15 protein-coding genes and 1 pseudogene are annotated in these 14,185 nt (G+C 43.9%); 5 read left to right on the top strand and 11 right to left on the bottom strand.

Going from position 1 to position 14,185, the window contains the following annotated elements; all coding sequences use genetic code 11:
• The first annotated feature begins 344 nt into the window (after positions 1-344).
• The 5 genes from HGBM_RS31395 (at position 345) to HGBM_RS00105 (ending at position 3,737) form a co-directional block, all read left to right on the top strand.
• A complete protein-coding gene (locus HGBM_RS31395) occupies positions 345-1,115 on the top strand; it encodes a sigma 54-interacting transcriptional regulator (protein WP_245552842.1) in 771 nt (256 codons plus the stop codon).
• Positions 1,112-1,834, top strand: a complete 723-nt coding sequence (locus HGBM_RS31390) for a sigma 54-interacting transcriptional regulator (protein ID WP_051029553.1) — start codon at positions 1,112-1,114, stop codon at positions 1,832-1,834. The genes HGBM_RS31395 and HGBM_RS31390 overlap by 4 nt, the downstream gene beginning before the upstream one ends.
• Positions 1,835-1,927: 93 nt before the next feature.
• Positions 1,928-2,197 (top strand): (2Fe-2S)-binding protein, encoded by a 270-nt coding sequence (locus tag HGBM_RS00115; protein WP_019119069.1) that lies wholly within the window; start codon positions 1,928-1,930, stop codon positions 2,195-2,197.
• Entirely contained in the window at positions 2,194-2,532 is a 339-nt protein-coding gene (locus HGBM_RS00110; protein WP_019119068.1) for a (2Fe-2S)-binding protein, read from the top strand. The genes HGBM_RS00115 and HGBM_RS00110 overlap by 4 nt, the downstream gene beginning before the upstream one ends.
• The gene (locus HGBM_RS00105; RefSeq protein ID WP_019119067.1) at positions 2,529-3,737 is read left to right on the top strand and encodes an NAD(P)/FAD-dependent oxidoreductase; all 1,209 of its coding nucleotides are present in this window, start codon (positions 2,529-2,531) and stop codon (positions 3,735-3,737) included. Before HGBM_RS00110 ends, HGBM_RS00105 begins: the two co-directional genes overlap by 4 nt.
• A gap of 71 nt (positions 3,738-3,808) precedes the next feature.
• On the opposite strand, the pseudogene HGBM_RS26110 reads toward HGBM_RS00105, so the two are convergent.
• The 11 genes and pseudogenes from HGBM_RS26110 to HGBM_RS00045 form a co-directional block, all read right to left on the bottom strand.
• Positions 3,809-4,290: pseudogene (locus tag HGBM_RS26110) on the bottom strand (ornithine cyclodeaminase family protein); the annotation flags it as partial.
• Complete coding sequence (locus HGBM_RS32345; RefSeq protein WP_425358554.1) at positions 4,187-4,477, bottom strand: hypothetical protein; 291 nt, start codon at positions 4,475-4,477, stop codon at positions 4,187-4,189. The gene HGBM_RS32345 and the pseudogene HGBM_RS26110, both read right to left, overlap by 104 nt.
• 855 nt (positions 4,478-5,332) lie before the next feature.
• Entirely contained in the window at positions 5,333-6,382 is a 1,050-nt protein-coding gene (locus tag HGBM_RS00085; protein WP_390620946.1) for a 2,5-dihydroxypyridine 5,6-dioxygenase NicX family protein, read from the bottom strand.
• Positions 6,357-7,202: an FAD synthetase family protein gene (locus tag HGBM_RS26105; RefSeq protein ID WP_019119064.1), complete on the bottom strand. Its 846-nt coding sequence runs from the start codon at positions 7,200-7,202 to the stop codon at positions 6,357-6,359. The genes HGBM_RS00085 and HGBM_RS26105 overlap by 26 nt, the downstream gene beginning before the upstream one ends.
• A 104-nt stretch (positions 7,203-7,306) precedes the next feature.
• On the bottom strand, positions 7,307-7,954 hold the full coding sequence (locus tag HGBM_RS00075) for an isochorismatase family protein (RefSeq protein ID WP_019119063.1): 648 nt from the start codon (positions 7,952-7,954) through the stop codon (positions 7,307-7,309).
• 63 nt (positions 7,955-8,017) lie between these two features.
• Positions 8,018-8,506, bottom strand: a complete 489-nt coding sequence (locus HGBM_RS00070) for a flavin reductase family protein (protein ID WP_019119062.1) — start codon at positions 8,504-8,506, stop codon at positions 8,018-8,020.
• 34 nt (positions 8,507-8,540) lie between these two features.
• Positions 8,541-8,720 carry a hypothetical protein gene (locus HGBM_RS31240; RefSeq protein ID WP_147512755.1) on the bottom strand — a complete coding sequence of 60 codons (180 nt, stop codon included), beginning with the start codon at positions 8,718-8,720 and terminating at the stop codon, positions 8,541-8,543.
• Positions 8,721-8,859: 139 nt separating this feature from the next.
• The gene (locus HGBM_RS00060) at positions 8,860-9,624 is read right to left on the bottom strand and encodes a maleate cis-trans isomerase family protein (protein ID WP_019119060.1); all 765 of its coding nucleotides are present in this window, start codon (positions 9,622-9,624) and stop codon (positions 8,860-8,862) included.
• 34 nt (positions 9,625-9,658) lie between these two features.
• Positions 9,659-10,489 (bottom strand): alpha/beta fold hydrolase, encoded by an 831-nt coding sequence (locus HGBM_RS00055; protein ID WP_019119059.1) that lies wholly within the window; start codon positions 10,487-10,489, stop codon positions 9,659-9,661.
• Positions 10,490-10,512: 23 nt separating this feature from the next.
• Entirely contained in the window at positions 10,513-12,018 is a 1,506-nt protein-coding gene (locus HGBM_RS00050) for a 4-hydroxyphenylacetate 3-hydroxylase N-terminal domain-containing protein (RefSeq protein WP_019119058.1), read from the bottom strand.
• Between the two features lie 218 nt (positions 12,019-12,236).
• Positions 12,237-14,185, bottom strand: a 1,949-nt coding sequence (locus HGBM_RS00045) for a XylR N-terminal domain-containing protein (RefSeq protein WP_019119057.1), incomplete at its 5' end; no start/stop codon positions are given.

Here is a 14,185-nt window from a genome sequence, read left to right as displayed (position 1 = left end):
GATGTTGGATCTCCCTAAGTAATAATTGTTATTTTCTATTTAAGTACAGAGCAAGGCGCGTGCCAACGCAGAAAACGAAGTAGACCAAAAAAGAATGTGTAAAAATTTTCACACAAATGCTAAAATATGTGTAAGTCACTGTGAAACTACGAATCTTTTTACACACTAATGAGAAGTGGTGAGTGCTCTTGAAACATAAACTTCCGCCTTGGGAACAGTTGATCCAAAAAGTACCCGATGAAAACAGAAACAGTTGGCAATCGAATACCCAGAGGTTGTCCGTCCCCATAGACGCCCCCTTGTCCTACGCAATTCCCCTTTTTCAACAGAGCGATCCCCTTTGGGTGACGGATGCAAGTGGCCAATTGGTTGGATGTCTACATCAAACCGACGTCATGCAGGCAGTCTTTCAGTCGTTTCAGTACCTGGAGGCGTACTTCACGACACTGATTGAAACCCTCGATTTGTCGATTTCCGTGATTGATGAAAACTCCAATGTGGTCGTTTGGTCGCAAGTGGCAGAGCAAATCTTTTCCCTCAAGGCAAAGGAACTCCTGGGTAAGCCGATTACAAATTTCTTTTCAGCCGAGATGCTGGCAATGCTCAAAACGCTGCAGACGGGCGAAGCGGTTTATCGAAAGCATCATCAGCCGCGCGAAGACCTGTTTGTGGTGATCAACACCAATCCGATTCGCCTCAACGGGAAAATCATTGGTGCGGTCGCGACTGAAACCGATATTACTAGTCAAGTACGCTTAAATCAGGAACTATACGATGCCACCAAAAAGGTGCATCACCTGCAGCAAGAAATGGCAAAGCTCAAGCCTTCCTCTGACCCGTTCTATGAAATCAAAGGAAAAAGCAAGGCCATTACCCATATTAAAAACATGATCAGCAAGCTGGTTTCCACGAAAACCACCTTGCTGATTTTGGGGGAAAGCGGTGTAGGAAAAGAGCTGTTTGCGAGGGCTCTCCACCATATCAGGGAAGAGAAAGGTGCCCCCTTCGTGGAAATTAACTGCGGAGCGATTCCTCCTACATTATTTGAAAGCGAATTATTCGGGTATGAAAAAGGGGCTTTCTCTGGAGCCGATCAAAAGGGAAAAAAGGGATGATTGAACTGGCCCGAGGCGGGACCCTGTTCCTCGATGAGATAGGCGAAATGCCTCTCGATATGCAGGTTAAGCTGCTACGAGTGTTGCAAGAAAAAGCCTATTATCCCGTAGGTGGAACAAAAAAAATCGAAGCGGATTTCCGGGTGGTCGCCGCTACCAATCGGGATTTAACGTCACTCATCGCCGAAGGAAAGTTTCGCGAGGATTTGTATTATCGACTAAATGTGTTTAGTCTGACGATCCCACCACTCCGTGAACGAAAAGAAGACATCATTGAACTGTTTCAGTTCTTTTTATACGAATTTTCCATGCAGTACAATCGCCCGATTCAAGGTATCTCTCCCAACCTGATGCATCATCTGTTGGATTACCACTGGCCGGGTAATATCCGGGAACTGCGCAATACGGCGGAACGGCTGGTGGTTTTTGCTACAGACGGGATGATCAGCGAAGAGTATCTCCCCTTCTCACTGGCGCCAAAGCCCAAAACAAATCCGGCTCTATTTGGCTCGGACCTACTGCATCTGCGAGAGGAGCGAGATCAACATGATCGAAACAAGATTCTGCACGCGCTGGAGCTGGAGAACGGTAACAAACAAGCGGCTGCGAAAAGACTGGGGATCTCCCGCAAAACTCTGTACAATCGAATGCATAAATTGAACATTCCGATCTCGCCAAAAAAAACAAGCTCCAACTTTGATACAGACGTCCCGTCATGACATGTCGAGAAAATTCTCGGCATGTTTTTTGCATTTGGAGATAGTGTGATCATACCTCTTCACAATCACCTACAAATCAGGAGGAATATCGTCATGGAGCCAAATCAAATCGTAGTCTGCCGTTGTGAAGAAGTTACCTTGCAGGAGTTGCAAGAGACAGCAAATTCCTATCAGTGTTCGTCTCGGGAACTAAAACTCAGAACCAGAGCCGGGATGGGATACTGCGGAGGCCGGACATGCCGCAATCTAATTGACATGGTAGTCAAAGAGGTAACCGGAATCGCGCCTGGGGATGCCGTACCGCTCAGTTATCAGCCTCCCGTTCGCCCCGTTACCTTTGATCTTCTTGGAGGGAAAAAATGACATTTGGGAGAATTGAACAACACCCTATTCTAGGAGCCATGCAGAATCGCAAATCACTCTCCTTTCGCTTTGACGGCAACACTTATATGGCATACGAATCTGAAACGATTGCCGCCGCGTTGCTTGCCAATGGGGTACGTACGTTGCGCGTGCACGAAGAAAAAGGAACTCCTCGCGGCATTTACTGCAACATCGGACACTGCTTTGAATGCCGTGTGACAGTAAACGGTGTTCAAGGAAAACGCGCATGCCTCACACTTGTTGAAGAAGGCATGAATGTTGAATCAAGCGTCCAACTTCCTTCCCCTCTGAAGAAAGGAGGAGAGCATCGATGACGGATGTCCTGATCGTAGGCGCAGGTCCGGCCGGCCTTTCAGCAGGTATAGCCTGTGCACAGCATGGTCTACAGGTAAACATTCTCGACGAATTTACTCTCCCCGGCGGCCGACTGCTCGGACAGTTGCATGAAGAGCCGGACGGCAGTTGGTGGAACGGCATGGCTGAAGCCAAACGTCTGGTTGAACAGGCGAAAAACCTTGGCGTCCATATCGACTGCGGAGTCTCTGTGTACGACGTGGCAAAAACGGAAACGGGCTGGCGTGTTTCGACTACCCGTGGAATCATTGAGGTGCCCAAGCTGCTCCTGGCTACCGGAGCAGCTGAGACTACCATCCCTCTGCCTGATTGGACTCTTCCAGGCGTCATGTCGATTGGAGCAGCTCAAGTCATGACCAACGTTCAGCGGGTAAAAGTGGGGAACCGCGGCATTGTCATAGGTGTTAATGTGTTATCGTTGGCAATCGCGCGCGAACTGCAATTGGCAGGAATTCATGTCGACAGAATAGTGCTTCCTGCCCGAAATCTTTTAACCAAGGATTCGGGAAACCCGGAGAAAGTGATGCAGTCCATGTTGCGTTTGGCCCACCTCGCCCCATCCACCTTCATCAGACTTGGCAGCAAACTGATCAAATCGGAAGCCATGCTAAAGCTGGCGCTTTCGTTCCTGCCCAGCAGCGGCATTCGGATGTGGGGAATCCCCATACAGGTAAAAGTAGCCGCTCTGGAGATTTTTGGTGACAAGCAGGTGGAAGGCGTCAAAATCGTGAAGGTCAACACCAAAGGAGAACCGGTCTTGGGAACGGAAAAAGTAATTCCAGCCGACTTCGTTTGCATTGCTGGCGGACTTTCTCCGCTTGTTGAGCTTGCAGCGGTGGCAGGCTGCCCGTTTGCTTACCTCCCGGAGCTTGGTGGCCATATACCGTTGCACAATGAACGCATGCAGACACCTGTCGCAGGACTTTACGTGGCCGGAAACATTACAGGCATTGAAAGTGCCAAAGTGGCTGCAGCTCAAGGGACGGTTGCCGGGCTCTCGATTGCCGACGAGTTCGGAAAGCTTCCCGAGAAAAAACTGCTGCAAACAGCGATGAAAAAGGTAGAAGTTGTCCGTGAACACGCTGTTATCCAATTCGACCCCTACATTGAGAAAGGACGGAGAACGATCAGCAGCATGTATGCACAACAAAACACTGGTGCTTAGATTTCATCTCCATATGAAGGAAACCCCTTGGACTACAATTGTCTCAAGGGGTTTTGTCTGAAACTTCCCCGTTAAAGTGGTACTTGCTGCCCAAGCTTGAGTGCCACAGCACGGTCGTAAAGAGCTTTACCAACTACAACATCCATTGCAGCCAACCCGACCGACTTAAAAATCGTAACTTCTTCCCGATTTTCGCGGCCCTTTTTTTGCCTGCCACAATATCGCCCAGCTCTGCGTACAGCAATGATTCACTAAAAAGTCCCTGTTCCATAGGGATGAGCAAATCGCCCGTTTCCTCTAGCGCTGCCTCAACCGATTCGACCACCACTTTCGGACGTCTGACAAATAATTCTCCCGGCAGTTCCTGCATGTCGGGACGAAATGAACCAACGGCGTTCACATGTACCCCTGAGCCGATGTGCTCGGCGCAAAATTCGATTGACCTCACCTCACGGATAGCGGAAATGATCCCTCTGGATTGCACTCCAGTGCCGATCACCCCGAGCACTTTTGCGTCGGAGCGCGCCAGGTGTTTGGTTGCGAGACCGGTAGCAGCACCCGTTCGAAGTGCAGTTAAATAGGACGCCTCCAACAGGGCAAGCGGTTCCGATGTTCTCCACATCTGACAGGACCATGACCCCGTATATGGTCTTTTTTCCAAGTTTCTTGTTATTCGGAAACACCGAAACAAATTTGACACCGAGACCGGCGGCCGCTTCTACCAAGGATGGCATGAACAGGGCCGTCCCTGAAACAGCAGGAACCGGTATGGTGGTTCGAATCGGGTTTATTGCCCGGCCTGCAACTGCTGCCGTTTCTGCACTGTGGCTGTCTTGTCAACAGAGAGCATAACCGGATCGTTCATATGATTACCGCCAGCGGAAATCCAGTCGGCCCACAAAGGAATTGCTGGGTCCATCGGCTTGCTCGATCCATTAGGTGCTGGTACAGGAGTAGAAAGAAAGACAAATCACGTTTTTTTCAAAGAACATTCCTCCATGACATGATTCTTACTTCGCTATGTCTCTTTATGAAAGCAACAACCATGCCAATGAAAACGGTAATAAGTCACAGCATCTGAGGAAGCTCATAGAACTTGACATGTGGAACCTCAGGAATGGAGTAACAACGCCTGTCTAGGCTATGCGATAATCGGGGCTGAGGAATTGGGGTATTCTCAGAAACAGATTCAAGAGTTGGTAAGGTCGATCTACAGGACGTTCGATTACAAAACTATTGAAGAAGCAAGGCAAAAATACGAAAACTCACCCTATTAGGATTGGAAATTTTGCCTCCCAACATGGGGAGGCTTTTGTCTTTCTTGTCGAATCTCTTTGTTATACAAGTCAGAAAATAAGGTTTTCAGGAGGACTTCTTATTTGCGTACTGTAAAAAATCCAAAACAGGTGAAAATTGTAATTGTTTTTCTCGCCATTTTTCATGATTTAATCATTGACTAACGAAGTGCTGACTCCTCCCGGCCTATCCGTGCTTCTGATCTTTGCGAGAAATTCGCATTTTCCTCGCATTTCAATTCGACCTAAGAGCCTATAAAACCTCGTAAAACCTAAGAAAAAATGATCATTCAACAAATCCTAAACTTGCTCTGGTGTAACAGGTTTCATCTCATCGATCACAATATCTCCGTCTTTCACAATTAATTTACCGTCAAGGTATAAGGTACAATTTTTCATCGGCAAATCAAGATGGCAAGGAGTATCGTTCGTTCCGCCCAATTCAGAATTGGGACCCAAGGAGAATAGGACATTTCCATAGAACGCGCGTCCATCCATGCCGAATACCTGATTGTCCAATGCCAAACTATGCCATTGGGCACGGTCGTTAAGTCCCCAGCCGATGTGAGATATTGCGTATGCTCGAGGGTCATGAAAGCTTTCGATATACTCTCTCATCAGCATGGCGTCAAATCCTCCTTCGATCTTTGTGACAAAGCCATCTTTGATGGTTAAACTTACGGGATCCTGTATATACCGGTTAAAAGGGAAGAAAATGTCTCCTTTGTCCATCACGACAATCCCCTCCACTCCACCATCATTGCCCGAAGTGGCAGCAAAACAGCTTGGCAAGTGATCCCATTTTCCCGGCTGGTCGGCAAAACCATATTCGACAAGGACTGGATATTGCCCCAACTGGTATTGAACATCGGTACCCGCCTGATTGGTGAATCTTAGTTCCTTCGCGTTTTTTAAGAGCTCTGTGGCATAAAGCACCCTTTGCTTATCACTTTCTTTGGGAAACATTCTTTTGATCACATCAAAAGGTTCGACGACCATTAATATTCTTACGCCTTCGTTTTGAAGTTCCAACTGTTCTTTTGAAAATAGAAGGAGAACTAAATCAATGACCAGATCCGCCTTCTTCAAACATTCTACCGCAACCCGATTGTCTGTTATGGGAGTGATGCCGAATGAGCCTGCCATTCCTCTGTTCGCTGGCGGGAGTTTCAGTTCGTAAGCGTTTGCGCCAATTTGCGAAGCAGCCTTTAAAAATGCTTTGGCATAATCGGCCCGGGTCTCTCCAGAGGTTAACACAGCCATTGTTTCTGTAGGTTTTAAGTTGCATAATTGAAGTTCGGCCCTAAATAAATCTACCATTTCGTCAAATAAATGATTCAATATAAACACCTCTTTCTACCATAGACATAGAATTCAAAAAGCAAAGCGCAACATTTGAATGAAGATCATCATGGAGAAAAGATTTTGACCATTTAACTTCTAAAGGTTGGTTGCCTTCCATAATCCTCGCTGTTGTAAAATGTTCCTTATCCCGATAATAAAGAGAAACCATATACTCTCCGTTCGGTGGGATTATGACGTTGTTGTAAGGTAAAAATAACAGCTTTGATTCATGAATAGCTCTTACCATGGAACCATGAATCTCGTGGCGCTTTCCCATCAGCTGATTAGCCAGCTCGATATCACCAGCACGAATTGCTTCGCGTATTCTTGTACTGGATATACGTTGATTGCGGGAAAACACAAAATCCAACAACTCTACCTCAAATCCATACCTTTTCCCAGCCTGAAGCAAATCTGAAAGTTCACCTGATCCTTTATAGCCAAATTTAAAATCCCTACCTATAAATATTTTCTTTGGGTTCAATGGAACTAGAATATTTGTTAAAAATTCATTTGCTCGAATTCTTGAAAACTGATCATTAAAGGTATACTCAAGTAAAATATCCACGCCCAATGACGCGATCCGTTCCGCCCTTATAGAAGAAGTAGTCAAACGAATAGAAGGTTCGCTACTAAAAAATTCTTTTGGCAGGGGATCAAATGTAATGACTAAGCTCTTGCCATAATTGTTTTTACTTTCCTTTACAACTCTTCTTATGAGCTCTTGATGTCCCTTGTGTACACCATCAAATGTCCCAATGGCGATATACGTTCCTGATTCCAATCCATTCAACTTTCCATCATACAAGTCCTTGTAACATTCCATGGCACACCCCCACCGTGATAGATCACGGCCATGTTTAGGAAACGATGAGCTTGTAATACCCCCGCTTACAAGCTCTATTTAAGTTTCACGTGATTCCGAACTAATCATTTGCTATATATTGAGGATATCGTATCTACCACTTCCGTGGTTTTAAGAATTTCTGCATATTTTTGGCGCATATCAAAAAGACTCTGTTCATGTGATGCCAATGAACGGTCACCTACTGCATCTTCTACAACAATCGGCCTATACCCATATTGCAAAGCATCAACAACGGTGGAACGAATGCATCCGCTGGTTGTACATCCTACGATAACCACGGTATCCACATGGTTTGTGTTTAGTCGAGCGATCAGATCCGTCCCAAAGAATGCCGAGGCATATTTTTTAATAATTAATCCATCCCCTGGCCGTTTATTCAATCTTGGATCCACCTTTACCGCCTCGGTACCGGATTTCAGGGTCTTTAAACCCTCCATCTTCTTATACCATATCCCTGAGTCAGCAAATGTATCATCATCATAAGAAATCGCTGTAAAGTATACGGGGAACCCCATTTGGTGCACACGGTCTAATAAAATATTGGTATTTTCAATTTGCTCGGTAAGGTCAGATCCCATAGGCATCGTTGGATCGGTAAACCCAATAATCAAATCGACTACGATCAAGCCTGGCTTATTGCCGAAGCCTAATTGTTTTCCAAATCCTCTTTCTTTAAAAAAAACTTCATCATCCTTAAGTATTGCTGCCATGATACCCCTCCCGTAACCATCACAAGATCAGGTACACCAATCCTGGATCGTATTTATTTTTGTTTAACCCGTTAAACCCGTGTTAAACACTCCAAATTGTCTACCAAAATAAAGTAATGGAGATTTTTCTTCACCTAATAATACGTTTTCAACATATCCTATAAAAATGGTATGATCACCTGCAGGGATTATCTGTTCCACCCTACAGTGAATATTTGCCAGTGCATCTTTAACGTCGTAATGAAAACCATCATCAGTTTCCACAAAATCCTCAAAAAACTTTGGAGCGCCTGGTTTCGCCCCTAATTTTGCTACTTCCACTTGATCCTCCGCGAGGATACTGACGCTAAATCGGTTAAAATTGATGATGGCTTGAGTACTTGCTGCCTTCGTTGCTAGACTTACTAAAATAAGAGGCGGTTCCATCGATAACGAGCAACACGCACTTACGGTTAGCCCCCAAGGTCGGCCGTCCACTTCAGTCATTACAACGGTTACTCCACTAGCCAATCGACTCATGGATTCGCGAAATTTATCTTTTACTTCTTGCATTCATTCTCCTCCTTTCACAGCTGCAAGGTTGTCGCTATTCGACATCTAATTTTTTCAAAAAATCAGATAAAAACTGCTTATTCTTTACCTCTAATTTGTTAATCTTTTTTACTAAAAAATGTTTCTCAGCTTTAAATCTATTGAGCTCCTCCGCAATATTTCTAAGCTCTTGTTCATGGAAATCATTCATTCCATTTTCCACTTGATCTTTCATAATTTTTTCTTTTTTGGATAATAAGATCCATTTTGAGTGTTCGCATTCTTGTATTCTATTGTAGAAATAGTCCAATTCGTCAGATATCATAGCTTTGATTCGAAGGATATCCTCAATATTCAGGGATCTCACCTCCACATTAGAAAGAATGAACATCACCTGATAATAACTTTCCCGCATTGGGAACGTAAGGTTTTATGTTTAATTTGCTTAATAATTTAAACACCGTTGACGTAGCAGCTGAAAGGACAGGCAGTCCTAAACGATCTTCAACAACTTGAATTGCAGGAAGTGACGGCATTTGTACGCATGCGGACAAAACGATCGCTTCTGTGTTGCTAAGATCCAATTGATCGGCAATTTCAATTAAATTCATAGGATCTAGCTTCCCTACCTCCAGGTTATCCGCTACCTCTAAACTGATTGAGTCTGTCACTTCGATTCCTGCTGATTCGATATAGTTAATCACCATTTGGGTTAAAGGCTTCATATAGGGGGCAATCAATGCTGCTTTTCTTGCGCCAATTGCCTGTATTCCGGTTATTAGTGCTCCCGCACTGCTAATAACCGGTGCTGCTCCCCCATTTTCCTGTGCAATTTTCGATAAACGTTCCTCAGATGATACATGATATCCTGGACCTTGGGCCATGATCGCAACTAAACAGGCGTAAGCAAGTGCATCACAGCGGGAATCTGATAGCTCTGCTGCACAGCGGTCACTTTCTTGGTCCATTTTCGTCAGTTCTTCTTTTGTCACGTGCTTCATCCGCATCCTACTGGAATGAAACGTAAACGAGACTTCCTCATCCACCTGCTCTCTCCAGCGCAGCATCGTGGGAATTTCCGTTTCCATGGTTGTATTTGAGCTTGGAACAATAAGGCCGATTCGGTAATTTTTCTTCAAATTTGATCCCTCCTGATACCTAAAATCCAACGAACTAGAGGTTGAGCGTATCATTAACAAAATCTAATGTGTAATGAATAAATTCATCAGGTTTTTCCTTGTAAATCATATGGCCTGAACCCTTTACTTTGCAGGTTCCCATATTGGGATTAATCCTTTTAATCAGTTCCGCTTCCTCATCCCTGATGGTGTCTCCCAGTTCTGCCTGCAATAATAAGGACGGAATCGAAAGCGATTTGATATAAACGTGCAATGGTTCTTTTTTAAATGAATGATACGATTCGATAATGGCTTGTTTGGCAACATTTCTATACTCTTCTGCCCGTTGTATTAATTGTGCTTCATTGAAATGCGGAAAATAGGAATTAAATCGTTTAATCACTCCTTCATCCACCGCCTTTTTTTGTTCAAGGAATGCTGCTAACGGCGTAGGATATTCTTCTCTTTGACCCGGTCCATGAATCGGCGGGTCAACTAGCACGATGCCCGATAGTAATTTCGGGAATTGACTTCCAAAAGCTGCAGCAATTCGAGCCCCCATGGAATGTCCAATTAAAAATGGTGAGATCGGATTCGAAATCACATAATTTACAACATAAAGTAAGTCATCCATGTAATTTTTTAATAAATATCCTTGGGAGGGCCAAGTAGATTTTCCTCTTCCTCGAAGATCCACTGACAAACAGTAATATTCCTCAGGGATTCGCTTCAACACATCCAGAAAGGAGTTGCAATAGCTTGTAATGCCCGGCAGAAAAATCAACGGTATCCCATTTTGATTCCCTTTAGTCAGGAGATGGATATCAACATCCATCCCCTTGATATAAACATCTTTAAACATACTTTGGTTCGTATCCACTTTCATATCAACTCCGTATACAATGATGTTTATAGAGGAAGCCCAATGGATTTACGAATTTTGTGCATGAAAAAAGACCTATCGTATTCATGGTATAAACGTTCACGCAATAATGGAGCTGGAAGCGCATTTACGTTTTCAAACAGCGCAACACGTCCGGCGTGCGAATCCGTTGTAATATCCCAAATGAAGTTCATTAACAGGTTCTTCTGCTTGGAAGTCAGATCACGTCCGAACAATAGCTCTTCTAATTTCCTTCCGATAAATGGATGTTCATAATCCTTTTCAGAAAACCTCATCACCAACCCTTGGCCACACAGTTCCTGCAGATTATGAATAATTTCAGGGTATTTCTCAATTCCATGGAGGCGCCCGGCCGTAAGCATGTTCACATCGGGCCACATCACATCATCCTCGGTCAATTGGGCCAGTTCTTCGGCGGCCAGAACGTAAGCGCGAAGGGTTTGCGCATAATGGATGACGTTCGATACGATGGAACGTACGCCTGGAATTTTCCCTGTTCCCAATGCATCGACAATCAACTGAGCCGCTCCCGCATACATCTCCGCTTTGGAAGCCAAGCGAGAGAGAACGTTCCAATGTACGCCGAGCACTACATCACCGTACAACTCATTCAGTTCCGGAACCCCGTAATTGAAGATTCTCCATTTTTCCACGAAAACGTTATCAAAAATCAGGAAGGAATCCATTTCTTCCCCACGGGATTTTACAGGATGGTCATAGGAACTGGAAGAATCTGCAGATACTGTTTCACGACATACAATATGGATGCCTGGCGCATTTATCGGAACAGCTAGCCATAACGATTCTTCCGGTAACAACCCTGGTCGTATCAGGTTGGAAAGAATCATTTCATTTCCTTGGGAAGCAATGGAGCCGACAGCCTTTGCCCCACTAATATAGATCCCTTCTTCTGTCTCCTTCACCACCCGGAGCAAAGCGGGTGTGGAGTCTCCTCCTTTGATTTTCGTTCCCAATTCATCATCGAACATCCGGGCTCCACCCGCAGCTGCTTTCGAACGATCATTTTGAGGATCAACCAAGACTTCCGGTCCCATCAAATTATTTTTCTGAGCATATTCAATATAGTGTAGAACATTTTCTGCGTACTCGGGTCTTTTGCTGCGGAATTTGGAGAGATGCGCTGCCATTCCCACAGGAACGAGAGGTGCAAGGTCAAAAGGACGACCAAATACGCCAAAGGTTTCCCATGCGATATAATCGGTCAGTTCTCGCCGGCTTTTTAAATCTTCTTTTGTTCTCGGGAGCATCCAAGCTCTGCTAACGCGTTCTCCCAGCTTGGGATCAAAATAAGTAAGCATATCTTGAGTTTCAGGATTATGCTGGGCATCATAGATTTTAGCCATAATATCGATGCCGCCTTTGGTAGCCGGATGGGCCGTCACATCGGGAATTAACTCCCCTTTGTAATAAACGGTTCGGCCATCTCGAAGGCTCTCCTTAAACATTTCCCCTGTTTTTAAAAACTTTGCTGTTACCTTGGTATTTGCCACGTTATCTCCTCCACGAAATGTTTTTTGGTTCCTACGGTGATAATAGTAATATTTAATTTCTGAAATTTCTATTTATTTAATATATTGAAAACTATTTCTGTTTTGTTGTTTTTTGTTTGAATGTTATGTATAAAAACACAATAGTTTTTTATACGAATCATACAAATTCGATAAAAAAAGACTCCTTATCCTTTTACAGATTGGAGTCTTATTTTTATCTATATTTTGAATAATCCATAAAATAAAAGTATTTTCAATGCTAAATGCTTATCGAATAAGTCCCTTTCCCTTGTCAGGTCAATCTTGCTGATCTCCTGAATACGTTTGAGACGATATCTAAGCCCACCGATTGAAATCATCATTTCTTGGGACGTATTATGGATATTTCCCTGGTTTTCTAAAAAAATATATAGCGTTTTTAATAATTCGGTTCCTTTTTCCTGATCGTACTTCACTAAATCCTTAAGAAGTCTCATGGCAAAAATCTCCAAATGTTGTGCGTCTTTTGCATGAAGAAGAATGCCCAAAAACCCCAGTTCATCAAAGGAAATCACATTTGATTTCAATCTCCCTGTTTGTGCCATTTCAATAGCCTTGATAGCCTCTTCGTACCCCATTCGAAATGTACTTATCCCATTGCAAAGCGAACTAATACCAAGAATAATCCTGAAATCTTTATTGATGGTGCTAATGAGATTCACCATTAATTCTCCGAAGGCCTTAGATTCAAGCTTCGTTTTGTTCAATATATCTTCGGGAATAAGGACACTAATTTTATCCAGTCTTCTGGAAACAAGATAGTTTCTACCATACAATTTCAACTGATCGTGGATGGCATCCGCTATCCTTTTACTTAATTCCATCAAATAGGACTCCCATTGTTGAATATGGCTATCATGGTTCTGTTGCAGGCTGAAGACAAAGACATAATGAGGTTTGTCCGGATCGTAACCCATTAATTTCATCCTGTAGAAAAGATTTTCTATATTGGGATTTTCCATCATGAGCTCATCAAGCAATTCTCCTTTAATGCGCTGTTCCGCTTCAATGGTGGTCCACTCATTAAGGAACTGGGCCGCACAAATGCTAGAAGCTCGTTCCAACGAAATGACTTCCATTTCATTAAACGTGTCCTGTTGTTTGATCAAGGAGAGAAATCCGCATATTTCATTCTTCAATAAGATAGGAGAGATGAGACGTTCATGCTTCCAACCGATATGGTCGGGAACAGAAAGGTGAACGGTTCTCTTTTCTTGGATTAATCGCTGGATCCTTTGTGCTTGTTTCCTGACGGGTAATTGAATAAACTTCATGAAAGGGTGAGGGATATAGTGGCCAAATGATTCAAGCAAGTTAAAATTTTTATCTTCTAATACAACCGTTGTGCGGAGGTTCTCGCCCAACACTTTAACAATCGTGGCTAACCCCTCGCCTTGGATTAAGACGTTCGATAATCTTTCATTGATTCTCAGGACGTTCTTTAATTCATCCTTCTGTTTTTCAATCCGGCGATAAGCTCTGTCCAATTCAATGGCCAAATTCTCCTCTTCATAGAAAAGCAATTCACTTTGGATTTCGGTTTCCCAATCTTCAATGGGTTTGCCTATATATCGACAATGGGGGTCACCTTTACCGACGCACTCCACCTCTTTAAAGATCACCTTCCGGCCTAAATATTGGCTGCAATACCCACCCGCATAACCAATTAAAGTCGAGCATACTGGCTCATGATGATAGCCGAAATGCTTAATATGCTGTTCTGCTTCATATGAATTGTACCAGATTCCTTCCTCGTAAAACTCGCCTGTTTCCCTATTGCCCCAAAGCTCGATCGGTTTAGCAAGAACATGTCCGATAATCGAGTGAGTGACAGGACCTGCAAAAAGCCACTCGGAGTCATTCTCCGAGGAAAACATTCCTTTAATATGGATGGCATCATTGGTTCCGCAATGCCAACCATATCGCAGCAAAAACCTTTTTGCCCGATCCATTCCCAATGCGGAAATGAGATCTTTCCGTAAAGTACCCATGGCATCAGTCCCAATTAGAATTGTCCGAAAATCCTTAAAGAAAATTTTGCCTTCATCCGGATAAAAGGATAGCAGTTTTTCGATAGATAAGTCCTTTGCAAACATTTTTTCCCCCCTCTTACCTGACCGGTTTTTTT

Origin of the sequence: Brevibacillus massiliensis (assembly GCF_000311785.1) — a bacterium.
Classification (GTDB): Bacteria; Bacillota; Bacilli; order Brevibacillales; family Brevibacillaceae; genus Brevibacillus_C; species Brevibacillus_C massiliensis.
The sequence above is the reverse complement of the archived record's forward strand: the minus strand, read 5'-3'. Positions and strand labels throughout refer to the sequence as shown.